Origin of the sequence: Psychromonas ingrahamii 37 (assembly GCF_000015285.1) — a bacterium.
Classification (GTDB): Bacteria; Pseudomonadota; Gammaproteobacteria; order Enterobacterales; family Psychromonadaceae; genus Psychromonas; species Psychromonas ingrahamii.
In genome coordinates this window covers 1918671-1943955 of the sequence record NC_008709.1, presented here as the reverse complement: position 1 = coordinate 1943955, position 25285 = coordinate 1918671, and the positions used below count along the sequence as shown (strand labels likewise).

Below are 25285 nucleotides of genomic sequence, written 5' to 3'. Positions count from 1 at the left end.
TTAGCTAGCGGTTTGTGTATCGTTAGCTGATAAAATGAAGTTTTTTAATAGATTACGGCGGGCATTGTCACCCCAAAATTGAGCTAACTTGCCGATACTTTCAAGCTTAATATTTTCACAGCGTACTAGCTGGCGTTTTAAGTAATCAATGCCGTTATCACCACTACGCGTGATTTGAATGATTTGCGCCTCTTTTACACCCGCATTTAATAATGCATTGGCAACATTCACGCCTGGCTGATCATCACTCATTTTAAGGCCAACCAATAAATACAAAATACGCTGTGTTTGCGGTGTATCTTTCGCTCTGCTGAATTTTAACACTCGAAAATAGGCGGGGGAATCGGCCAATTTCTTTAAATTGCAGCGTTTCAAATCTGCCTTATCACCATTACTTAGTAACTGATAAGCTTGATATATTCTTTGATACATACCTTCTCCCTATTGTGTGCGGGCAAGTGATAGCAAACCTGCTCCCGCATGTTTTTTACGGCCAATTCCCATCACTAATGCACGCTGTATTTGTTCACTATCTGTTACTTGTAAAATACCTTCAAAGCAGACGAAGCGGCTGTTATATGACTTTTTACTGCGCACCATGAGGTCATCCATGGCTGTCACAGTAACATTGGCACCACTAAGCTTTCGCTGTAGCCACTGTACCTGTTCATTAGCCTCTTTTATTTCTATTACTTTTTTACCTTGGCTTAAACACTTTGTCGGGTAAGCCAGCAGCTTGAATTTATAAAATGCATCTTGCTTAATCTCAGCCAAAAATGACTTACTGGCTAACACCTTGGCTTGTTCGCTGCTTTTAGGCTCAGTGCTTGATTGCAACAAAACTTTACACGATTGCCGATCCGCGACCTCAACCCGAAATAAGTGATCACGCTTACGATCTGCTACATTCTCAAACAAACTCCAAATAGCTTGATGCTGCTCATAAATGTCATGCGTGTTGAGCATCACCTGTGATAAATACATAGTTAACTCCCTGCTGTTAATTCATCGATGAGATCGGTCGTTATAAACCCCATCTCGTTATAAATAATATCTTTGTCCACTACCGCCTTATAGCAGTAATAGCGTTCGTCCTTTATCCCTTTGGCATGTTTTTTTGCCAATGCGACTGTGCTGTTTTCTCGGTCTTGCTGCTCATTAAAATCCCCACCGTGTAATAAACTACCGTCTTCCTTAAATAGCACTACAGTGGCACTCATTTCACCATCTCGGGTTAACAATGCGCAGCGCGGATCAACATCATTAAGTGGCTTTGACTGCAGTTTGCTTAAAGAACGAGCGGTATAGTTACTACCATCAGCTATAATACTGTATTCATCTGCCACGGAAGTTAAAACTTGTGGCTCCTCCGAGTAAGATTGTTCCTCGTGAACATAATTTATCGCCTCTCGGTAGCAATCAGGAAAATGTAACAATGGATGTTGATTTAGATATTGCTCAGTGCGATAAAGTAAGCGGCTATTTTGATAAACATATCCGCTGCCTTGGTAATGATGCTTTAATTGCTCACTCGATGTCAGATCTGTTATTTTCTCATTGGGTAATAAAGTGATAAATAAAGGTGCTTTAATACAACTTGCCCGCGGACATAAACCACTGTCTATACGCTCATGCCGCCATAATCGGCCCATGCGCTGCATCAAAAATTCAATAGGTGCAATTTGACTGATTAGCACATCAAAATCTAAATCAAGTGATTGTTCTATTACTTGAGTGGCAATAAGCAGTCGTCCCGTGCGTTTAGCATTTTTGTCATAATTTTTAAGCACCTGATCTTCTCGTTTTTTCCTGTCGCCAAAGGTAAAACGCGCATGAAACAATTCTATTTTCAGTTCTGGATTTGCTATTTTAATCTGGTGATATAACCGCTGTGCATCTTTTACTGTATTGCAAATAACCCCAACCATAGCGCCCTGAGATACCCAATCAATCATCTTTTTTCGCTGATTAATACTGGGTAAGAGATCATCGCTACACCATGTTTTTAAAGTGATCGTTTTGTTAGTTGCTTGCTTAGGCAAGGTAAATTCTTGGGTAGTAGCGAATAAGTCAGTATGGCTAACAAGCGGATACGCATTATTAAGCGATTTTCCTTTGTAAGTTGAGAGTAGTTTTTCTTTTAGCGTATTAGGCAATGTGGCGGAAAGTAAAATCACACTTGAATAGGCTTGATGCTGCCCTTTTAAAACTTGTTCGATAAGGCCCAACATATAGGCATCAAAACTGTGAATTTCGTCGAGCACCAACACAGATTTTCGCGTACCAAATGAACGGACAAATTGATGGCGAATACCCAGCACGCCCATCAGAATTTGATCTATGGTTGCCACTGACATTGAGCCTAAGAAAGCGCGTTTATTTGATTGCTGTAAAAAACCGCTTTCATCTGACATCAAATATTTAGATTTACCATGCGCAAGTGTCGTTTTTGTATCAGGAAATAATTTCTTTGCAGCATCTCCCACGCGAGAAAATAGACCATTGGCGGTTGCCTGTGTGGGTAAACCAAATACCACTCCATCTGCAAGCCCAGCTTCAATAAGAGAGGACGCATAAGCTAACGCAAATTCTGTTTTACCTGATCCGGTATCCGACTCGACTAAGGTCAGTCCCGCTTTTAATGGCATCTCACTCAATAATGTTTGAATGCCCCGAGGACGATACCCGTTAAATAAATAAGCAAACCCCGCTCCCTGTGATTTTTCAATCATGCCTGTATCGACGAGTGCTTTTCTTGCTCGAAGTAAAGTGTCTTGATAATACTGCTGTAAATTAATAGATGGATCAGTTGTGAAATTAGTGATGGATGACCCCACCCAATCAGCAACACTGCACAAACCGGCCAACATGGGAATATCACCGACATCGGGAACTTCTTTTAACTGACAAAAGTCAAGACTGAACTCAACCCATTCCTTTCTAGCTTGTTCATCTAGCTCTAGCAGCTCGTCATCCGCATCTGGATCATGGTAGGGCTGAGAGGTATCACAAGAACCGTGATGCCCCGCCACTGCTTTCATCGCTTCATTAGTATCGAACATCTCACTAAATTGCCGATAACCGCAAGAGCCATGCGAGTAATAGGTTGGATCTGGTTCAATTTCCCAATCATCACCTTGTAATATTTGACGAATATCTTCACGGAAGTTTTGAAAGCGCGCATCAAACTTTCCTAAATCGTGGAGTAGGATAAAAAACAAGCAAATTCGTTTTGCCTGATCTTGAGTTGTGTCCAAATAACAAGATATTTGCGACAGTAGAATATTAGATTCCTCTAGCCACACATCAGCTACCGCCGTCACATCTAAGCAATGATAGGGTAATAAATGATAATCAGCACCCGTTGCCTGTGACTCGCTCTTTGCCTTTCCCCAGTACATGAAATAAGTGTTAATTTTTTCATCGTGAGAATTTTTTCTATTTATTAAATGTTTCATTAACGCTCCACGATTTAACCTTTGGCTCTACGCAATTTGTAGGTCAGGAAATGTAGTGCTTAAGATAAAACACAGTATTTATTTATTGAAAAATGATTGCAGACTACCTTATTAGCATTTTTTATCAATAATCAAAGGAAAAAAGTAAAAATAAAATAACGAAAAAGTGATAGATGTAACAATGGTGAGGTATCAACAAAGCAAAATTGAAATTTTATCATCCAACGACAATCCAAAGATAAAAGATTTCGCCTAATAGCCACCAGCCCTTGCCATACAAGCCCTGCAAGCCATTTCAAGGATTTATCCTAGTAAACAATAGAAATTGATCAAAGGGATGTTTTTTACTACAAAAAGCGGATTTATAGGGTTTAGCAACTACATATAGATTAAAATGTTGTTTACGGCATTTTATATGTGTATTTTTTGAAAAGTTATTGGTGAGGTTGTCATGTTAACTGATTGGGAAGCATTAACTCAGCGTTTTATAAATGAGCATGCTCGTAACGAAATATCTGTCAAAGCTTGGTGTAAACAGACAAATATTAATTACGCTAGCGCGCGACGACATATCAAAGTAAATGAAAAAAATACGCAGTACAGAGTGCGCAAACTACGCGCAGCACAAAATGACAAATGCACTCGCAAAACAACAGTTCCAAAAAGTTATAAGCATAAAATTCAATCGGTTAACAAAAATAAAAGTGATACTTTTGCAAACACTGCCCTCTTGAAAAAACCGCCACCACAGAAACGAGTAGCGTCACTTGGTAATCAAAATGCACGAAAATTTGGCCATTACAGTACATTCCTCTGCACGAATGAAGATGTCCGACGATACTTATCTGCTTCAACAGCATCATTAAGTGATGAGCTTAATTTGGTGCGTATACAACTATTACACACGATGGTTATTGTTAAGCAAATCGATTCAGACCTAAAAGATGATATTACAGCCGCGAAAAAGAACAATTTACAGATTATGCATGACAAATTTTATATTCATGAGGACAACCAAATAGCACGTATCGAATCATTAGAGATGTCGCTGCTTAAGCAAGAAAAAATGAAAGCTGATACAGAAAGAGCCATCATATTAACAAACAAGTTCGAACTGCAAATTGATAAATTAAATCGGGAAATAGCTGCGAACAAACCAAAAATTGATGAAGTATATTACGAGATTATGAAATTAGATGGGCCAATCGAATGAGTAAATACTAGGCTAACCATTTATGTGTAAAGGTTATATGCGTTGGCACTAAATAGTGCCTTATTACCTGATGGGAATATCACCTACGTTTCTAGGAATCATCTTTTAGGGGTATTAACGAATAAAAGTGGAGTCCATACATCACCTTAGAACTTTTGCACTATTTATCTGTTGAGACTACCCCATTTACGCTCGCTTTCTCCCAAGAGCGAGCGTAAAAAATCTTTCTATCCTTAAACTAGATTTTGTAAGAGACTGCATTTGCCTTATTAGCCGACATCACAGTACTTCCTTACTGAGCCCTCATGGCTGGTAAAGGCTTTCAACCTTGTGGCCCTGTTCCTTCGCAAAACCTACAACTTCTGCGGTGGAGTTGGAAAAGTTTGAAATGGAGGGTGACGTAGGACAAGGAACTAGGTACGCCCGAGTTCCACCATAGCTTCGACAGAAGAGCAATGGGACGATTTTTTCGGTCTGGTTTACTGATCGGTTATAAGTCCACAAATTATCATAGTATTTATCTATTAGGGAGATACATTCTGTTCTGCATTAACTCTTTTTGGCCATAAACACTATATATTACCAATCCCCAGCTCATCCTTTATTAATGCTGATTGAGCATACAAAAAACAAGGAAGAGCTATCATATAAGACCAATTTACCTCTCCCTTCACAAGGATAGGCAATATTAAATTAGAACATACTGTAAGTAATAATAAAAAAACTGAGCATGCCATGCAGTTAAATAAGAAAATGAAATATACTGTACTTCTTGTAATTGATTCTTTTTTGTATTTTACGAATAAGATAGATAGTAATAGAGGCAACATTACATTACATTTAAATTTACATTTATACTAAATTTAAATTCAATGGGGAGCACCGGAATTTTAATTTATTCAGGAATTGTATTCCTTGCAAGGTTAATTTCGCTAAAAACATAAATTGGCACAATGCTTAAAACAAAAAATAATAATGGGTTTAAGATTTCCCTAAATTGATCATTATACTTTTTGTTAACTCATTTCTTATATGTCCAGCAATCCACTTTGGTTTTAATACTATTTTCATTAGGGTTTTAGGTCAAAAATAAAACCACATAGCTATTTCAAACAACAGCGTTCCTAACGACTTAATAATTTGAAAAATATTCATATGTATATTAGTTTCAATTGATTTATAACGTAAAATTAATTGGTTACGCGCTTTTGCGGAGTCCGGGTTGAATGTCGGGTTAGTCTTTTTGCTTGGTCAGGCATGTTCCCGTCATTGCCTTTGGCAGCTCACGCCCATTACTTTGCAATAAAACTGTGCAGGATGCACGCGCCATATTTACATCTTCGCCATTCCAACATTCCCTTAGATCGTACTGTCCAGAGTAACACCGCTCTTTTAGCATCTTGTCCCCAAACGAATCAGAATACCCCTTTTCAATGGTCATTTCGGTAATAATGGTTCTGCAATTGCAGAACTGTTGCATGGTGTCTATTTCACATGCCAATTTTGCATGGCAAGCTTCAATTGAAGATGTTTTCTCTTGTGATGTTTTTTTGTCGAGGCAATCCATGTACAGCTTTTGCGAAGCAACAGCGTTAGCTTCCGTAACACCAGGTATACTTGCAAAAACACCTGTAATTTTGTCATGTAGAACAGTATCAATCTTCCCTCCATTTTCAACAATGGCCGCTTCAATTTTCAGACCTGTTTCCGACGCTATGCCCGCACTACAATAAGCAATAGCATTTCTTACTTCGGGTGTGATGCTGCTATTCACGAGGGGGCCGGGCGTGGCACAACCAGTAAGCACTGTAATTAAACCAAACAAACAAAGAACACTAGTGAAAACTTTCATAACAACTCCTTTTAAATATTTGAGGGCTACCGGGGTGGGCTAACAGTGTATTAGTCTGCATTCTTAATAACACACGTTTAATTTTTTTTATTGTTAAAGATTAGACCAGAACACGCAATAAAACAGTTGAATAGCATATGTAATTATTTGTAAATGGATCAAAATAATTATAACTGCATATAAATAAGGGCTATCCACTTAGACCGACCAGCCACTACATGTAGTGCTTATCGTGTTTTTATATCGTCATAAGTTAGCGGAGCAGTTATGACGGCCTGCTCAAGCAGTCGATAGAATAGCAGTCCCCTTGATTTTGCTTTCCTGCGATTAAAGCTAAAAGTATATTCATTAAGATAATACTCTAACTGTTTTTCTTGTATCGCTCCTTGATATGCCCCTAAAAGCCATCTTTTTAATAATGAAGCGACCCTATGAACACCTGGCATTGTTAAATGTGCCGCAATGTCAGAGCCCAAATGAACAGTTTATGATGAGCAAATCCATTTTCTTTAGCACGGTTATATACCGGAGAACCATCACTATAAATAACACTTCTGGGTTTCACTACATCAATAATGAACTATTCAATATTATCTTTTTTTGCCGCAGAAAAATGTCTTAAACGAATCCGCCCAAAACCTTTAGGTTCAAGTAGTTCTACCGCTACGAGAACGACTGCCTTACTTTTACCACTATGATTTTTAATGCTTTTCCTAGGCACAACACCACCAATTAAAATTTCATCAACTTCAACAAGACCTGATAAATAGTGATTACCTATTTTTAATTTTGTAAGTCGCTTGGGGGCGAAAGCGAGACAGCTTCCTAACTCGCAAATGAGCACAAACCGCCTTGCGAAACCTCAAGTTAAACGGGCAATATAACTTAGCCTAATTGAGCCACTTCACAGAGGCGGAAGCGCGGATTCGATTTGAATTATTATGGTTGAAAATTTAACTATTTCCGCTCTAAAAAAAACAATGGTATTCCATAAGGTATTCCACTGAAAATTTAAACCAACAATTTAACAATAAATTCAGATTGTTACAGACCCTGTTCGAGTTACCCCATCCCACCACCTATAGGCTTTAAAAATACTAAAAGCCGACTAAACCCGCAACGCCAGTTACCAACTGGTCTAGCGGGTTTTTTTATGCCTGTGATTTGTGCTGTTTGTACTAAATTAAGGTACTAAACATGCGTTATTTAACTATATCTAAAGGTGGGATCTGGTATTTCCGCTTTCAACTTCCCACTGAATATCCGCCAATACCCATCTAATGCTTGCAGCTGGACTTCCTGGAGGGGGTATTTTAGCTGAATAGAAAATAGATCCATCTGGAAACTCGGACTTAAAAACTGAGTTCCTACGCGGAAGTTTATTAATTGTATTGTTAGGCATGTTAGTTCCTTTTTTTAGATAAGATTGATGTAAAATTGGTTCTGCATGTTTATTTAAATGAAATTGGTTTTCTGTGTTTTTAAAATGTTTTTTTGGGGGGAGTTAGATTTGAAATGCTTACATTACTACTATAACAGTTTAGCAGTTAATTTTTTTTCAATTGAAAAACTGCCCTTTTTACCCATGAAAGCCAGTTTAGCAAAGCCTGCAGAGCTCCTACCTTAGATGAATAAGAAAGACGAATAGGAAAAAAATTAGATTTTAAAACTGATTTATTATGATTATGCGCAATAATTTCTCTAATCCGTAAAAGCCTTAAGTAAATGGAGTCCCTAAAAAAGAGATTATCATAATGGAATGAGACAGAGGGAGTCTAACCCAATATGAAAAAGTTTTTTTATAGCGCGTAAAAGGAAGTTTATTTAATCGTTTTGTTTCTGGTACTAGCTACGGTACTACTTTAGATTAAAATCATGCCGTTCAAACTGGGTTCGAATGCTAAAAAAAGCACCAATCTATTTATAGAGTCCTTAAAAAGCTGCTAATCCTGGTCAATCAAAGGATAAGGAGATTAAAAATGAAAAATCACACAGACCGACCGATGCGAAGCGAGTATCGCAAGAGAGTGGACTACTACAAAGCACAATTGCAGTACAACAACCCAGTGGAAACGGAAGAGAACGGGATACGCGCGGGACAACAACGGCTCTTACGGGCGCACCCTCAGTCCGAGGGATCAATGGACCAATTCGAGGAATTGTTGAATCGGCAGAACAATACGCAAGAGACAACAGAATCGAGTTCACCAGACAAGCCAGCTACGCAAAAGTAGATGCCGATGTTGGGGCTGGATAATCATTTTGGTTTATTGATACTGATATTCAGAAGAATATTGATTATCTATCTACTTTATGGAATGCGATTCGTGATCTTAGCTACAATAAAACCATGGGTATTTTCCCGACTAATGATGGCAAAGATGGCGAGCTTAAAAATGAAGAAAACTTATACAGACCGGCCGGTAAGAAGCCGATTTCAAAAACAAGAAGATTACGACAAAGCAGTGCAGGATTACGAGGACAGCCACCCCGAAACGGAAAAAGAGGGCTACCGCGCAGAAGAGATCAGGCGCGCCCGGGAGCGCCGACGGTACAAGGCGCCGGAGGACCCGACCAATCATTAGTTACCATTGCTGAACTCTATGCCAAGGATAATGGCATAAAGTTTAACAAGGAATCAGCTTATCGCTTTAGTTCTTTAGCTTTTAAGTTGTTTGTATACCTAAGTAAGCTATTCACGCCATCACGATTAGTTTGGCCAATATAGACCAATGGCTCTGCACCTTTAGCCCGAATACGATAGATTCCCGCAGTCTTAGGAATTACCTGATAAACGTTAATATGAACAAAAAGCGGAATCCAAGGAAACCATTTTAAGTTTTCCTAGTTTTCTGAATGTACTGACATTTTATTAACCTTGAATAAAAACAGCGTGTTGGTCTACCGGATATGTTTCTTGCTGCTATTGAGTGAACTTTCACATCACGGCATTTTGAAATGAGTTTACTTTTGGAGATTAATCGCCCAATCATTTTTTCCTAAACAGAGCCAGTTCAATTAGATTACAGCGCAATATTAGAGTAAATAAACTACCTGGCTTTCACCCTCAAACCTACTTACAAAGCTACAAATTTGTGGCTAACATTACTCGCCACTACAGACCCGCTTATCCAATTAAGAGTTAGAACGACCATTGTTCAGAACAGTAATCAAACGTTTAAAAAATTGGTCTTTAGCCGGGTTGTATGACTCAACCCCACCCAGTAGTAATTACCAAGAACTGCATTCACATTTTCATAGTGAGTGCGTAGGGATAATGCGCGTCTGTTTGGTGTAGTACCAAGTACACTTGCTATTTTTACTTTGCAAGGATGATTACTACCCATAATATTTTCATTACGTGCAATAAGTTTGATGATGAAATGTGGGCCAACAACTTTGTCTGATTTAGAGGTAATTCGTCAATAAGGGGCAATAAATGCCGGGTGATCGCCCAACGTATAGTCGTTTTACGCTGTGAAGTGATTTGGCTGTTCTGTTCAGTGCGCGCCAAATACCATTTTAAAAGCTGCCCCACTGTCTGAAATTCACTTTCTGGCTCAGCAGTATCCGCAATTAAATTGTGTCTTAAATTAGATAAAATATCTTTTAGTTTAATGTGCGGATAACTGCCTATTTTTTCATGTTTTGACTTTCCATGACTAGATCGAACTAAATACCAGCTGCCCTTACTTCTACATTTATGCAAGCGCAAACGAAGCGGATAACGCGCATCATGGAACTCGTTAAATGCAATATCTTGCTCTGGCAAGAGAAAAACTAGCTCAAATTCATTGACAGTCAAAATTAAAAACCTGAACCTCACTGCTAATCCAAGGAAAAATCATACGTTAGAACACTGCAGGGTTAACATTTCACAGTGCAGAACAATAGCAGTCGCGGCTCATTCAGATGATTTTATTTAGGGTTTAAAAAACGAATGAACGATTCAACACAGTGAAAACAGATAAACAACGCACTTAAAATAATGGCTTATTAATGATAACCGGTCATTTCAACAAATCCTTCCCCCTTGTGTGAGCCGCTAAAAGTGACCATACCTTCGAAATATTCAATGCCAAAGCGCATCACTTGCTGGTCGTTGACGATCTTAATCATTAAGTTGATACCAAGTGGTTGAACCTCCAGAGTAAAAGCCTGCGGGTAATTCCCTTGAACCATTGCCTGACTTTTTAGCCTGATATCCTTAGTCGCTAATATTTTTATGTCACCGCTGCTATCCATTACACTTCCGTACAGAAAATCATTTTTCTCTGAACGGATACGGTAAATCATCAATGCCCTGTCTTTAGTTAAACGCAATGAAAACCAGTCCCAACCTTTTTGTTCCGGAGCTAGCATTTTTGATCCCCACTCGCGGTCAAACCAAGCCGTTCCAGTGACACTCGAACGTTCCCCCTGCCATAAAATATCACCTTTGACACTAATAAATGGCTGTGAATAGTAATAACTGGCGATATCTTTACTGGGATGTTTTTTACTAAAACCGTTCACCCCCTGCAGATAAAAAGGGTTGGCATCAGCTAAAAAGAGGTTAACTTGCCAGTTTGTTAGCGGAAAATCAGGATCGTCAGCCATACCACCAGCTAAACCATACTTCGCACTGCCATAAGTTAACTGCGCAGGTAATAGCTGCGCAGAAGAGCGCCAGCTCCAATCGTCTATTAGCGCAGTAAACGGAAAGTTTATTAATTCAACATTGCCTAACTCTTCTCGTCCGTCACGAAATTCGGCCAAATGAACGGTTGTATCAGCTAAAGCTGCATGGGCAAAATACCAATGCTGATCATTAATAGCAGTACGAAATAGTGTCCACTGAGTGGCAAAACGCTGACCGCTTTCAGTGCTTAAATTGGCCGTTAAATACCACCATTCATGGCGAAATCCCCTATGCGGCCAATGTGCTTGTGGAAAGATGATCTTTTGATTTTCTGACGGTAATTCATATTGCGTATAATCCTCTGCTAGCACCATCAGAGGGTTCCCCTTCGGGGGTTCTTTGCTTAAAAGAGCAATACTCAATAAGAATAAAAAAAAGACAATGAATAATATAACCAATATTTTTTTAGATGAAATACCATTGTATTTATTAACTTTTTTCAAGGACATAAATTTTTCCTGACATTCAGTTTAAGCAGGGGAATACTTACCGCCGGAATTAATAAGAGTAAACCGAGCAAACTGCTGACAACAAAGGGGGCAATATTGATCATCAACGGCATAGACCAGCCAAAAGATGCCGGTAAAACCTCTGTGACTAATGCATTAGCCAGAAGCGTTGCAATCGGCCAGCTCAATATAATAGAGCATAAAACAAGCAATAACCATTGCACCAACATGTGGGTAAACAGCGCCTTTTTGTCATATCCCAAACTGTAAAGAATATATAAATCGCTTTTACGAGCCAACTCCAAACTCTGTGCGGACAAAAATAAACCAAAACAGGCGACCAATAATAAAACCGCTGTAATAGCCTGGATCAGAATAAAGGTTTGCGAAAAAATTTCCAGAGCCAAAATTTTAATCTGCTGCGGTTGATATACCTGTTGAGAATCGAGTTTTAATGCCGTTATAATCTCTTGTTTTGTAATCAACTGCCCCGATTCAAAAAACAAACCAAATCCTGTATCGGCCCAGCCACTAAAATGAGTGGTTAATGGCGCATTGTCAACGGTAACAGAATAACCCGGGTATCCATACTCGTAGTAGACTCCTTTTACATTGCATTGATAAACTTGTTTGCCTTGTGTTATTTTTATTTCCCCCCCTATGTTTAGCTTTTTTTTCAAGGCCAGCTGCTCATTGATATAACAACCCTCTTCATCACTATGGTCAGACGATTTAAGCAGCAGTGATTCCAACTGGCGCAAGGATTGGTGATTGACTAGCTTAACTGACTCGGTTTCTATTTTTGCCCAAGTATGCTGAAACAGAGTATATTCTTTTAGTGCGGATTGAGTCCCTAACCAATCCTCTATAGTTTCTTTTTGCCAAGCCTTGTGGCGAATAAAAATGTCTGCATTTAATTGCTGATCAAGATAGCGTACAAAAGCGCTTTCAAAGCTATTGACCAATAACGCCGCAGCAATACTGGCCGTTAGCGCCAAATAAAAAGACGCAAGCGGTAAATAACGCCGTTTTATCTGCTGATACGCATCTTTAATAAGGAACTTAAAGCGGAACGATTTACCTAAGTTAGCACCTAAAAAAAGGGTTAATTGTAAAAAAACAGGCAAAAAAACAATACTTGCCATCAATAACAAACCGTATTTAATCATTAACTGTAACCAGTTATTATTTGGCCAAAGTATAAATAAAGCTAACAGCAGAAACGTTGCTATGAGGTGTTTTCGAGCAGAGAATAGCTCACGTTGCAAGTGAGCAGAACGAGCGATATATTTACTGGAGAGCAGCTTAAACTGCTTCATTAATGCCAGCAGGACTGCAAGCGATGAAATGAAAAATGCCCATAAATTATACGACCACTGCCATATAAAATGCCCACTGCTGTTTAGGGAATATAATTGTTTAAGGGTTAAACCTAATAGGGGGAGTAAAATAGAAACTAAGCCGATGGCCAGTAAAATCCCTAGTACAGTGGCCATGGTAACTAAAAATAATGCTTCAATTATCACTGCAATTTTTATGGTAAACAACTGCACGCCTAATAAGCGTAACTGTGCTGTTAATTGAGCGCGTTTTCGCCATGCCTGGTTAGCCGCCTGAAAAGCAATAAATAAACTGACAATAAAACCTAAAATAGCCAGCGCATTGAGATTGAGATGCAGTGCATCTGCAAAACCTTGACGTTCTTCTACTGACCATGGTTTATATAAAGATAAATGTGTCGGTAAAACAGATTCCAGTATTTCTTTACTTTGCTCACTCAAGGGTGCAACCAGTAGATAACTAAAATCCCCCTCTTCTGGAAATAGTTTCCAAGCAAGGGTTATATCGAGTAATGCTTGATCTTGCCATTGTCCTGCTGGTCTAATGCTGAAGGGGATAGCGCGATTGTCAGCTAAAAAAAATTGTTTATCCTGATTTTTACTTCCCCCATTGAATAATAATAGGGATCTAGCGTACTCCTCCGTCAGTGATACACTTTGGCTATTAAAGTGCTCTGCTTTTATCAAACTGAGTGCCAATAAATCGATCGCGGTGAAGGTAGTATATTTGCCGTTAGTCAGTTTTTTACGAAAGGTTAGCACTGGGGTTATTTGGGTAAAACCTTTTTTTCTTAAGCTGAAAAAATCTTCTTTCTTCAGTTTACTTCCCTGCTGGGCAATAATATGAAAACCCACGGGATTTTTTAACAAAGAATTTGCTTGTTGATATTGCTCTCTACTGGCATGATTTAACACCAAAACAGATAACAATGTACTGGTTGCTATTGCTAAACTGAGTATAAAGGCAAGGTGTAGGAGTGGTTTGTTTTTGTATTCTGCAACTTGGGTTTTTAATACCAAATAAAGATCTTGGTTAAACCATTTTTTAATTTTAGCGACTGGAGTAACCATTTGGGGAATTAAGAAAGCCACTAAAACGCTCCCTTAACTAGAGATAATTTACCTTTTGCCAAGTGATATATTTTATCCATTTTCTGTGCGACATTAACACTGTGAGTAACCAGCAATAATGCGGTGTTTTGACGTTTTGCGAGTTCAACTAATAGGGTCACGACACAAGCACCATTGTGTTCATCGAGATTACCCGTTGGTTCATCCGCAAGTAATAAATGGGGTTGGGCACAAAGGGCTCGAGCGATAGCAACCCGCTGCATTTCACCTCCCGAAAGCGTCGCGGGATAATGATCTAATAATGAAAAAATATCTAACTGATTAACCAGTTTATTACAAATCAGAGGGTCATAGCGCCCGGCTAAACGCGCGCTAAATTCAATGTTGTCGCGAACAGATAAGCTAGAGAGTAAATTATACTGTTGGAAAATAATACCTATCTGTTTTTTCCTTAATTCACTCAGTGCCTTTTCAGTCGCCTGTCCCAATTGCAGATCAGCAACCTTAATACTACCTTGCTGAATGGGCTCTAACCCGGCAATAAGGTTAAGTAAGGTGGTTTTACCACTGCCGCTATCCCCCATTAGGGCGACACACTCCCCCTGTGACACGGATAAATCAATATTCGACAGCAAGTTACGCGTTTTATTACCGTCTATGATTTGATGATTTAGCGATTCAATAATTAAAGACACATTTTCTCCTTGATATATATCCAAACACTCTGCAGATGCATCAACAAGTATCTCTAACGACTGATTATGCTTAATAAAAGCGGTGTTTTTATTGATTTTATTAAGCAAAACTCACTTGTAATTCTGTCTGATTAAACGTTTGTTTAATATTTCGATAAGCTAATCCACTTGGATACCCACGTTGTTTGGTATAGGTTAAAGCGCGTTGGGTAATTGCCTCATCACTAATAGAGTTAGTAATTGCAAACTCTCTGCAACCTTGAACCGATTTATTAACATAACCTAATGTAATTAACCGTTTTGTTATTTCATCAGCGCAGGTTAAGACTGAAGAGGCTTTGACTATTTCACAACGTGCATAGTTATTGTCTTCAAATGAAACACCTGCAGCGCGAAGGTTTGCATCATCACCAGGTATTTGTTGCGCGCCGAATAATGGAACATCAGTTACCTTTGCTCTCGAGAAACTAGGTATAAACTCCGCCATATAATCAATAGCTCGCTCAGTGCGTAGTTTAACTTCATCCAAAGACCAGCCTTTATAAATTTTATCTAAAAAAGACTTGCCTAGCTTAGGTTGCGCACTGTTTTTATCATTCGCAATAAGTCCTTCATCAAATAAGGTGATTTCTTCAGTCATACCGTGCAATTGTATTACGTTGTCTGGATAAGGTGTAAACTGTGCCATCCCATGAGGTGTGCCCCGCTCACCGTGAAAAATAACTTCAGGCCAAAAGCTACCAGTTCCTTCCCATTGCGTTACATAAGCAGCCTTGAACTCGACAATACGTTGCTTGTGAAAACCTGCTGCGTCGTCTATTTCACCGCTTTTAAAACCTGCGGCATTAATTATGTAATCAAAATATTCAACGGATTCTTGTTGGTTTTGCTCAAAAAACACTTTCCAACCTTTACCTTCTGTGTGCGTTAACTGATTAACTTTAGTCTTCAGCAGGATTTTGCTTTTCGGATTCTTTTCTAATGATAATGCAGCACTTGCACCCAATCGAAATACATTCCAACCAAATTCTTGCACCAGTACTAATGGAAATTTAAGGGTTGATAAATCAACATGCTTAGCAATCGGAATCATCCACTCTTCTGATGTACTAGGTACTGCGACTTCATCGAGCTTTGCTAATTTTTGCATCTCTTCTAATTCAAATAAACGATAATAATCTTTCGGTGCGCCCAGCACTTCATTACTAGCATCTTGCTGAATGAGTTGTTCATATTCCTGTGTTAGCATTTTTAAACGAGGTAATAATGCAAGCGCATCCCCACTGTCTCTTTTAGGGACAGCAATGACTGTCGGACGGTAATCAATAGAGTCAGGAAATAAACGCAGCGTTTCAATAGACTCTTTTAGTAAGGTGACACATTGGCTATCGGGTATTTCACGATATAAGTTACCACCAGCATGCAAATGACAAATAGGAGGACCATTGACTAAGCTTGTTCCTTTTTCAAACAAGCTGACTTCAAGTCCTATTTCACTTAAATATAAAGCAACAGAAGCCCCTGCTATGCCGCCACCTATAATTGCGATTTTTTTACTTTTTTGTGAATTTACCATAATGTTATTTACCTGCCTTACTAAAATTCATTGTTGATTTAGTTAATCTTCTATTAATTCATTTTCATTGGTTGGCGCAAAAGGGACAATGATGTTACATATTGTGTAGTTTGCGACTCTAATTCAGATAAATTATAGATACTTAACTTATACGGTGAGAATGTAAAATTAGTTCGTTTATTTGTGCATTATTTCAATTATTAATACAAGCAGTAAATCCAAGGTCAGATTCAGCAATTATGACTCAGGTGACTCTACTTCCAAAAGAAAACAGTTTGGCTTTGGCATATTGAGTAGTTCCGAGTTTGTTGGGACAATGCATCGCAATGGAAATGTGCAAATCATTGCAATTTCACATATAAAGAACTGGTTACAGAGACACTGTGTGGGTTGGTGTTCATTCTTGGAATGCTCGAAGATCTTCTGTGTTGAAAAAGCTTGGCTTTAAAGAAATAGAATCTAGCGTCGAAAGAGCATAGTACCTGTTAGAAAGAGAGTTAAAACTAAATCGTATCATCATAAATAGAGTAAAAGTTCTAAGGCGGTTTGTGCCCCTTTGCGACTCAGAAAGCTAAGACACAAACTCCCCCATTACGACCTAGAATAGATACTAATTATTAACAAACTGCAAAATGAAAGACTTGATAATCATATAGTAAGTTCCTACGATTCACGTTCAAGCCTAGAGTATATGTTATACACATAGCTAAAACGAGGGCTTTAAAATGAAACTATATGGTGGCATTGACTTACATTCAAATAACAGTGTTTTTTCAATTAAAGATAAAACGGGTGATGTTATAGCTCGACGCAAATTACCTAATGACATAAAACAAATTCTCCTATTTCTTTCCCCATTCAAGCTGCAATTGGCAGGCTTAGTCGTTGAGTCTACGTTCAACTGGTATTGGCTAGTTGATGGATTAAATGACGCTAACTACCAGGTGCATCTCGCTAATACGACGGCTATTCAGCAATACTCCGGTTTGAAATATGCTGATGATAACAGCGCCCGCTAAGGCTCGTTTTTTTCATTTAAAAACTAATATTGAAGATATTGTTTCAAGTAGCTTTTGAGCAACGTCAGGTGATGTTTCTATATATTGATTTTCACCAAACTTAGTGGAACAAGTTGTCTTGATTCGGGCATCGGGTTAAACCAAACAAGTGACAGGCTTATGAGTAATGGCATGTCACACACGTAAAGGATGGCGTCCCCCTAACAACAACTTTTTGCTTCTGAGAAAACTTACTTAGCCCTGACTCATTTCAATCAGGCGACTATACGTGCGGCGAAATTCAAATATCAGTGCGCCTTCTAAATAAAGCTCGGCAAATGGCACATCACAGCTTAAATAGGGCCTTACTTTTTGCTCATATAACTCATCAATTAGGCTGATAAAACGCCGGGCCATATCGTCATTAGCCGCATAAGATAATATACGCTCACCAGTGCTGGTAGCCTGGTTATCACCTATGCCATCTTCGGTGCCACGGGCCTTAATCCATCCCCGTACCTGGCCACCTAATTGCGGTACACCACTTATCATCACAGTATTAAAGCGAGTGGCAATTTCCATATAGTCAAGTTGCGAACGGGGGCCATCACACAAAGCGTAAAAGTCGAACCACACAATTGAGTTTGGAATATTGCTGTCAGTGGCGCAAACCACAGTGATCTCACGGTGGCAGATGTTGATGCTGCTATGGTTGGTTTTTGCTGAGGGAGTGGCTTGCGTTAGTTCAGAAAAAACAGCTGAAAAATCCATTTCCCCAGTCATTCCCACATGCCTGGATGGGGTGATAAACCCAGTTTCATTTTGTTGTACATCTAGTTGATGTAAGCGGTGATCTTGCTCACCGTCCAGATGCAACATTTGCGTATGTTGTTGTAGCAGGGCAATGCAGGGCAAAAATTTATGCCGGGCTAAGCCATTTTCATATAAACGCTCGATGGGTATATTCGACGTAGCGACTAACACCACCCCTTGTTTAAACAAAGATGCAAACAAACCTGCCAGTATCATGGCATCGCCAATGTCGGAAACAAAAAACTCATCAAAACACAATATATGGCATTCTTTAGCCAGGTCTTTGGCAATGAGCACCAAAGGATCTTGTTGACCTGCATGCTCTTTGAGGGCGTGATGAATGCGTGCCATAAAATGATGAAAGTGCAGTCTCAGTTTGCCTTCCTGTGGCAAGCAATCATAAAACAAGTCCATTAAAAATGTTTTACCCCGTCCCACGTCGCCCCACAGGTAAAGCCCTTTAATGGGCCCGGGTGACGTTGTACTTTGCTGATTTAATTGGCTAAACAGTGCATCCAGAGCAATTATTGCTTGTAGTTGTGAGGGATCGTCAACAAGCTTGCTACCCAATTGCGCTTGATATACGCCAAGTGGGGAGTTAACTGTCAGTGTACTGCTTGACCCATCAGGCATAGTGAACATCTCCAAACAATGACTAAATTTAGACGCGAACTATAACTGTTTTTAGCGCCGCAGCCAAATGTGATTTACTGTTGTCGCACGCTGCATGCATTTCTCCCGGTAGCGAGCAAAACAAAAGCTCCTTACAGCAAAGTTGATTTTAATATTCATGCACTGCTTGAACGATTTCGCTAAGGCGCTTTCGCCCCCTTACGACTTACAAAACAAAAAAACAGTGTCCGAATTCACTGGAGAAATACGACGCTTGATTCGGGGAAAGCGAGCCTGGCGATAGCATCAATTTTATAACGAAGATTATGCTTTAATTATTATGAACTGAGGTACTAGGTTGTCTTATAGCTGGCCACATCAATAATGGTAGGTTTCAATCCACGTACTTGGGTGAGTACGAATATCACCCTTCGATTCTTGACCTGAAGTTTGGGTTTATGGCGATTAATATTTTGATCGTGCAGTAGAAATCACAACATTATCGCAGAAGAGTAATAAAGAAACGGATTGGATTTGTAAATATGGTTCTGAGAAAAATGATCCTTCTTTTGAAATGTGCTGGAATTGTCAGCGTGAAAACCCATAATAAGCTATTCAAGCGGAAGTACTTGAGATAGGGGGAATATCGGACTTAGCATTGAGCGAGCTAAAAATAATCTGCCGATATAACAAAAAAAAATATTAATAATCATGAAGATAATCCGATGATTGCAGACAAATCAAAGCTATAAATTAATGCGTGTACCTGTCTCTCTCTGCTATCATCCTAGGACTTTTTTCTAACTATTGAGTTTTATTGTGCATCCAGTTTTGCCTACCCGCTCTATTTTCTCATCTGCTATTTTGATCCTTGGTATTTTATTTATCGCCGCTAATCTACGTGGACCAATAACAGGTATTGGACCAGTACTTGATCAAATTATTGAGAGCTTTGCATTAAGCGCTCCTCAAGCGGGTATGCTAACCACTTTGCCATTACTCGCATTTGCTATCGCCTCGCCAATGGCAACGAGCTTAGCTAAAAAGCAAGGCCTTGAAATATCACTGTTTGTTGCGTTAGTGCTGATTGGTTTAGGGCTGAGTTCCCGGCTGATAGATTCTGCTGTTGTGCTTTATATTGGTACTGCCGTCATTGGGGCCGGAATTGCCATTGGTAATGTATTGTTACCGAGTTTAATTAAGCGTGATTTTCCGCATAAAGTCGCGGTAATGACCTCTGCCTATGTACTCGCTATGGGGATTTTTGCTGGTAGTTATTCTGCCTTACTTATTCCTTTAGCCGCCTATAAAGAAATAGGTTGGCAAATTGCTTTAGCCAGTTACGGATTAGTGACGCTAATAAGTCTCCTTGTTTGGTTACCGCAATTAAAGTTACATACCAAACCAACTAGAGATATTACTCAACCGGATACCCAGGGTAAAATTTGGCATCATGCTTTGGCGTGGCATATTACTTTGTGTTTGGGTCTTAATTCATTTTTTACTTATGTGATGATTGCTTGGTTACCTAATATATTAATGGAGGGCGGCCTCGATGCACAGCAAGCTGGCGTGCTGCATGGTGCATTTCAACTCGCCTCTGCTGTGCCCGGAATTGTACTTATTCCGCTATTAGGAAAATTAAAAGATCAACGTTTACTTGCCCTGGGATTGGCGTTAATTGGGTGCTTTTGTTCATTAGGGTTACTGTATTTACCAAATTATGCTTTTATATGGTCAACCACTTTAGGCTTTTGTGCCGGGGCAATTTTTATTTTAGGACTGTCATATATTAGTTTACGCACACATCACTCAGGCCAAGCCTCATCGCTGTCGGGTATGGCGCAGTGCGTAGGTTACTTACTTGCTGCTATCGGCCCCATGTTTGCAGGATCTTTGCATACTCACTTTGAAAGCTGGGCACCTGTACTGTGGTTATGTGCTTTAGCAAGTCTGCTCTGTGGTGTGTTTGGTTATTTAGGCGGGCGTAACATTACTTTGAGCGAGTCACTTTAAGTACAAATGCTTTAAAACCACTTAATAAAATAAATTGAAATTGATGAAGCTGTTTAATATAAAGCTGGCTGCAATTAACTGACGACAATTGCAGTCAGCTCAGGCTTACATACACATTATTTTGCCGGTGGTACAGTATCAAATGCTGTAATACTATTTAATTCTTTAAGCCATGGTGCAGCAGAGCGACACCATATTTGTGCTTTAGGGATAAGCTGCTCTCGTTGCTCTATCGCGCCTAGCCGTAAGCCATAAACTTTATTGCCTTCACCTACCGAGGTTGCATAGAGTGACGTACCGCAGTTAGCACAAAAACCTTGGGCTCGTTTATTACCACTTTCAGCCGTTTTTATGTATTCTTTGGGCTGCGTCGCGCTAAAAGTAACCGCATTAGGTAATGACATTACCACACTACGAAAAGGCCCACTCGACATCACTTGGCAATCTGTGCAATGACAATTTACTACTTTATTTTCATCTATTTCTGCACTGTATACAACTTCACCACAATGGCAGCGTCCGTTAATTTTCATAATATATCCTTATTAATATCTATTTATACCAAATGTATTAAAGATGTGATCTTGTGATATGGTGCAGGAATACTATATTTGAGAACCCGTTGAAGCTGAAAAATTTTCATTAAAAGAAAAGGTCAAAGACGTTTCACAGCGCTAACGCTTTTGACCTTGATTTAATAGAAATAAAACAAAATATTTTACAAACAACCTAAACAGACTATCGGTAAAAACTCTTCATCTCAAATAACCAGCAAATCCATAAATTCATTTACCGGCATTGCTTCGAACTCTTGCTTGTCACTGCAGATTTCCACTATTGTCCTTGCATGTTTATCAGGGAATCGTGTTTTAACATTACGTTCAAATTTGGCTTGTAGCAACGGGATCCCTTCTTCTCTGCGAAGTTTATGACCAATCGGATATTCCATTACCACTTTTTCTGTGCTGCTGCCATCTTTAAAGAAAATTTGAATTGCGTTAGCTATGCTGCGTTTTTCAGGGTCGAGATAATCCTCACTGTAAGACTTATCTTCAATGACATGCATTTTTGATCTTAACGTATCAATACGACCATCAGCTGCTACTTCATCTTCATAGTGGTCCGCATTTAAATCACCAAAAATTAATCCTATGGCGACCATGTATTGCAAACAGTGATCGCGATCGGCCGGATTATGCAGCGCACCTTGTTTGCTGATAATTCGAATGGCTGATTGGTGTGTTGTTAATTCAACGCGATCTATTTCAGTTAAACAATTGACCACCTTGTGGTGCAAGTTAGCCGCACATTCAACCGCAGTCTGAGCATGGAATTCTGCGGGATAAGAAATTTTAAATAACACATTATCCATGACATATTCACCATAAGGTTGCTGCAATTTAAATTCTTTACCGCCAAACAACACGTCATAAAACCCCCAGTTTTTGGCGCTTAATACGCCCGGATAACCCATTTCGCCCGACAAAGTGATCATCGCTAAACGCACTGCCCGACTGGTCGCATCACCAGCTGCCCAGGATTTACGTGAACCGGCATTTGGCGAGTGCCGATAAGTTCGCAAACTTTGCCCATCGACCAGTGCCTGGGAAAGTGCATCCATTATTTCTTCAGATCCCCCGCCCAACATTTGAGTCACCACCGCTGTGGTCGCTATCTTGACTAAAATCACATGGTCCAGCCCTACCCGGTTAAAACTATTCTCTAACGCTAGCACTCCCTGGATCTCATGTGCTTTGACCATGGCCGTGAGCACATCTTTCATAGTCAGTGGTTCATAACCGCTGGCCAGGCTTTGACGTGAAACATAATCAGCAACCGCTAAAATTCCGCCCATGTTATCCGAGGGGTGGCCCCACTCAGCGGCTAACCAGGTATCATTAAAATCTAGCCACCGGATAATACAACCAATATCAAACGCAGCTTTAATGGGGTCCATTTCAAATTGAGTACCCGGGACTCGCGCACCGTTGGGCACTATGGTTCCACGAACTATGGGTCCTAAATGTTTGCTGCATTCCGGGTATCTAAGTGCTAAAAGACCACAGCCCAGAGTATCCATTAAACAAAAACGGGCGGTATCATACAAATGGTCATTTTTTATCGCATAATCGGTCACATAATTGGTTATATCTTTGATGGGTTGGTCATAGTCCGGTTTAATATTTGATTCAACATTAGTACTCATGCATAACTCCAGATAATTATCGATATTCTAATAAAAATGAGACTGTCATCTCGACCGCGGTCGACGACCAGATAAGGTACAGTATCAAAAGTAGGCGTTCGAGGCTATGCATGACGTAGTTAACGAGAGAGTTCCTACAATCATAAGCAATTTCAACAATTCCCTAACAGTCTATTTATAAGTTAGGATAAAAAAATATTGAATATATTAGTTATAACTGGAATCAATTGTAAGTAGGAAGCGGCTCTTTTTACCGGTTTTACCGGTGAAGAAGAAATCGTTTGCGCCGCGCGTTTTAGCAAAGTTAAACCTTGGAGTGAGTTTGTGATCGAAGACGACAACATCATCACAAAACAAAACCCGACTAGTGCTCTCATGCTATTGTAAAAATAATTGCTGAGCTACAAGAGCGTACCCACGCTGTATTGGATTATTTGTCTGGCTTTACCCGCGAAAACTTTGCGACAGCAGAGACACAAAAAATAACTCAGCCACACTGGGAAGGGAAGTATCTTACTGGCCTAGAGTTTGCCATTGAGCATGCTATTTTCCCAATGTATACTTCCACGTTACTAGCGCTTACTCAATTTTACGTCACAACGGCGTAGAAATTGGTAAAAAAGACGACTTAGGTTCCATGCATTACAAGCCTTAGTTTTACCTATGTTTAATCTAACAAAGTGTTGCACTGGACAAGTCGGGGAACGCGGCATTAGCTGCAAACAAAGAGGGTTAGTATATGAGTAATGATGAAGAGCATAAGTCACATCGCGTTGGTTGGTTGCGAGCTGCTGTTTTAGGGGCAAATGACGGTGTTGTGTCAACGGCGAGCCTTATCATCGGTATAGCTGCAGCTGGCACTGGCCAAGAAAACATTCTTATTGCTGGTGCGGCTGGTCTCGTCGCAGGTGCGATGTCTATGGCTGCTGGTGAATACGTGTCTGTTAGTTCTCAAGCTGATACAGAGAACGCCGATTTGGCGCTTGAAAAAAAATCACTACAAGACAATTTTTCTTCTGAAAAAGTAGAGTTAGCTCAAATATACCAAGACAGAGGGCTTGACCCCCTCCTTGCTGAACAGGTAGCTGAGCAGCTAATGGCTCACGACGCACTAGGTGCACATGCTAGAGATGAGATAGGTATCTCAGATACTGCTAGTGCAAAACCGATTCAAGCAGCCATTTGTTCAGCGGGTGCATTTACAATCGGTGCAGCACTGCCTTTATTTGTTGCCTGGACAACTCCTGAAAACTTCTTAATATTTGCAGTTGCAGTGTTCTCTCTTACATTTCTTGCTGTTCTAGGTGGGCTTGCGGCACAAACAGGTGGTGCGTCAATTAGAGTAGGGGCTTTTAGGGTGATTTTTTGGGGCGCACTTGCAATGGGATTGACCGCAGCAGTCGGTACTATATTTGGAGTGAGAGTTTAATACTTTTACAAACGGCTCTTTTTTGGCAATGCAGTTAACAAGTTAATAAACAAGGAAAAATATGAATATCTATTTTGGTTCATTCTATTTTAGCCAGCCGAGTGTTTCCTGTTATTAAGTTATTGGTATGCTTTGGTTGATTCAAATTGATGATGACTAACGATAAAAAATTTGATGTAAGTTCCATTTTAATCATTACCTTTATTCTTTTCGTTACTGCTTTTTTTTACTGATTTCACACATGACATTTTGTTAGAGGCCGTTGTTTTTTTACTCTCAGTCAAACTGATTATCATGTCTTACAAAAACAGTAAAAGTAACAAGAAAATAGAGCTTGAATTAAAATAAATTAAAGAGCTTATTACGCAAAAGAAAGATCGCATATACAAGGCATTGCACTCGGACTGAAAAGAAAAGGCAGGACATCCATACCTTTTATCCTTTCAAATCAAAATATTAAAGAAACATCATCCCCTACTTAAATAAAAATTAATATAAAAACACATTACGGTCAGTAAATGGCAAGGATATGTCAATATTAATTAAGAAATTCAGATTAGAGAATAAAAAATAAGGCGGTTTGTACCCCTTTGCGCCCGAGAAAGCTAAGGTTCTAGCCAATTTAACTTAGCCACAACAGTTTATCAGCTTGGGCCATAGTGATTAAAAGGTTAGTCGAGAAGACAGGCTCCACCTGCACTCTGGTTTGAGAAAGAAGAAGCAGCTACCTTGTAGCTGTCCTTATATTTCAGTACGTCATCACGGCTCATGCTGCCTTTGTGACACTGCTCAGGGGGATATCTAATTGGTCGGTGAAGTATTCACGAATACGTTCATAAGGCAGTAACTGATATTACGAGAGGTACACCGTATGCG

Annotated in this window: 19 protein-coding genes and 2 pseudogenes; 7 read left to right on the top strand and 14 right to left on the bottom strand. The window is 39.6% G+C overall.

Annotated elements, in window-relative coordinates; genetic code table 11:
* Genes PING_RS08305 through cas3 form a run of 3 tightly spaced genes read right to left on the bottom strand, consistent with a single transcriptional unit; the run spans position 1 to position 3458 of the window.
* The gene (locus PING_RS08305) at positions 1-432 is read right to left on the bottom strand and encodes a hypothetical protein (RefSeq protein ID WP_011769946.1); all 432 of its coding nucleotides are present in this window, start codon (positions 430-432) and stop codon (positions 1-3) included.
* A 9-nt stretch (positions 433-441) separates the two neighbouring features.
* Complete coding sequence (gene cas6e, locus PING_RS08300; protein ID WP_011769945.1) at positions 442-984, bottom strand: type I-E CRISPR-associated protein Cas6/Cse3/CasE; 543 nt, start codon at positions 982-984, stop codon at positions 442-444.
* A 2-nt stretch (positions 985-986) separates the two neighbouring features.
* Positions 987-3458 (bottom strand): CRISPR-associated helicase/endonuclease Cas3, encoded by a 2472-nt coding sequence (cas3, locus tag PING_RS08295; RefSeq protein WP_011769944.1) that lies wholly within the window; start codon positions 3456-3458, stop codon positions 987-989.
* Positions 3459-3909: 451 nt separating this feature from the next.
* Here cas3 and PING_RS08290 point away from each other — a divergent pair, with 451 nt between their 5' ends.
* A complete protein-coding gene (locus PING_RS08290; RefSeq protein WP_011769943.1) occupies positions 3910-4671 on the top strand; it encodes a hypothetical protein in 762 nt (253 codons plus the stop codon).
* A 1234-nt stretch (positions 4672-5905) separates the two neighbouring features.
* Here the strand turns inward: PING_RS08290 and PING_RS08285 are convergent.
* The 3 genes and pseudogenes from PING_RS08285 to PING_RS21815 all read right to left on the bottom strand — a co-directional run bounded on the left by PING_RS08285 (position 5906) and on the right by PING_RS21815 (position 7367).
* A complete protein-coding gene (locus PING_RS08285; protein ID WP_011769942.1) occupies positions 5906-6523 on the bottom strand; it encodes a hypothetical protein in 618 nt (205 codons plus the stop codon).
* Between the two features lie 227 nt (positions 6524-6750).
* A pseudogene (locus tag PING_RS21820) lies at positions 6751-7082 on the bottom strand (transposase); the annotation flags it as partial.
* Between the two features lie 21 nt (positions 7083-7103).
* A complete protein-coding gene (locus PING_RS21815) occupies positions 7104-7367 on the bottom strand; it encodes a hypothetical protein (protein WP_049752956.1) in 264 nt (87 codons plus the stop codon).
* A 1135-nt stretch (positions 7368-8502) separates the two neighbouring features.
* On the opposite strand from PING_RS21815, the gene PING_RS08270 reads away from it, so the two are divergent.
* Complete coding sequence (locus tag PING_RS08270) at positions 8503-8757, top strand: hypothetical protein (RefSeq protein WP_041766236.1); 255 nt, start codon at positions 8503-8505, stop codon at positions 8755-8757.
* Positions 8758-8763: 6 nt separating this feature from the next.
* Positions 8764-9108, top strand: coding sequence for a hypothetical protein (locus PING_RS20540; RefSeq protein ID WP_157035329.1), 345 nt, complete (start codon positions 8764-8766; stop codon positions 9106-9108).
* Between the two features lie 734 nt (positions 9109-9842).
* Here PING_RS20540 and PING_RS08260 read toward each other — a convergent pair.
* From PING_RS08260 to PING_RS08240, 5 genes are all read right to left on the bottom strand, one after another.
* Entirely contained in the window at positions 9843-10328 is a 486-nt protein-coding gene (locus PING_RS08260; RefSeq protein WP_041766233.1) for a hypothetical protein, read from the bottom strand.
* Positions 10329-10519: 191 nt separating this feature from the next.
* Positions 10520-11653 carry a lipocalin-like domain-containing protein gene (locus PING_RS08255; RefSeq protein WP_041766230.1) on the bottom strand — a complete coding sequence of 378 codons (1134 nt, stop codon included), beginning with the start codon at positions 11651-11653 and terminating at the stop codon, positions 10520-10522.
* Entirely contained in the window at positions 11644-14085 is a 2442-nt protein-coding gene (locus PING_RS08250) for an FtsX-like permease family protein (protein ID WP_011769938.1), read from the bottom strand. The genes PING_RS08255 and PING_RS08250 overlap by 10 nt, the downstream gene beginning before the upstream one ends.
* The gene (locus PING_RS08245) at positions 14085-14759 is read right to left on the bottom strand and encodes an ABC transporter ATP-binding protein (protein ID WP_011769937.1); all 675 of its coding nucleotides are present in this window, start codon (positions 14757-14759) and stop codon (positions 14085-14087) included. The genes PING_RS08250 and PING_RS08245 overlap by 1 nt, the downstream gene beginning before the upstream one ends.
* 100 nt (positions 14760-14859) lie before the next feature.
* Positions 14860-16335 carry an FAD-dependent oxidoreductase gene (locus tag PING_RS08240; protein WP_011769936.1) on the bottom strand — a complete coding sequence of 492 codons (1476 nt, stop codon included), beginning with the start codon at positions 16333-16335 and terminating at the stop codon, positions 14860-14862.
* Between the two features lie 725 nt (positions 16336-17060).
* On the opposite strand from PING_RS08240, the gene PING_RS08235 reads away from it, so the two are divergent.
* Complete coding sequence (locus PING_RS08235) at positions 17061-17354, top strand: hypothetical protein (RefSeq protein ID WP_011769935.1); 294 nt, start codon at positions 17061-17063, stop codon at positions 17352-17354.
* 234 nt (positions 17355-17588) lie between these two features.
* On the opposite strand, the gene zapE is transcribed toward PING_RS08235, so the two are convergent.
* Positions 17589-18779 carry a cell division protein ZapE gene (zapE, locus tag PING_RS08230; RefSeq protein WP_011769934.1) on the bottom strand — a complete coding sequence of 397 codons (1191 nt, stop codon included), beginning with the start codon at positions 18777-18779 and terminating at the stop codon, positions 17589-17591.
* A 798-nt stretch (positions 18780-19577) separates the two neighbouring features.
* Between zapE and PING_RS08225 the strand changes: the two genes are divergently transcribed.
* On the top strand, positions 19578-20774 hold the full coding sequence (locus tag PING_RS08225; protein ID WP_011769933.1) for an MFS transporter: 1197 nt from the start codon (positions 19578-19580) through the stop codon (positions 20772-20774).
* A 116-nt stretch (positions 20775-20890) separates the two neighbouring features.
* On the opposite strand, the gene PING_RS08220 is transcribed toward PING_RS08225, so the two are convergent.
* Both PING_RS08220 and PING_RS08215 read right to left on the bottom strand, forming a co-directional pair.
* Positions 20891-21307 carry a GFA family protein gene (locus tag PING_RS08220; protein ID WP_011769932.1) on the bottom strand — a complete coding sequence of 139 codons (417 nt, stop codon included), beginning with the start codon at positions 21305-21307 and terminating at the stop codon, positions 20891-20893.
* Between the two features lie 227 nt (positions 21308-21534).
* On the bottom strand, positions 21535-22980 hold the full coding sequence (locus PING_RS08215) for a bifunctional 2-methylcitrate dehydratase/aconitate hydratase (RefSeq protein WP_011769931.1): 1446 nt from the start codon (positions 22978-22980) through the stop codon (positions 21535-21537).
* A gap of 583 nt (positions 22981-23563) precedes the next feature.
* On the opposite strand from PING_RS08215, the pseudogene PING_RS21810 reads away from it, so the two are divergent.
* Both PING_RS21810 and PING_RS08210 read left to right on the top strand, forming a co-directional pair.
* A pseudogene (locus tag PING_RS21810) lies at positions 23564-23635 on the top strand (DUF1993 domain-containing protein); the annotation flags it as partial.
* Between the two features lie 84 nt (positions 23636-23719).
* A complete protein-coding gene (locus PING_RS08210) occupies positions 23720-24409 on the top strand; it encodes a VIT1/CCC1 transporter family protein (protein ID WP_011769930.1) in 690 nt (229 codons plus the stop codon).
* The last annotated feature ends 876 nt before the right edge of the window (positions 24410-25285 follow it).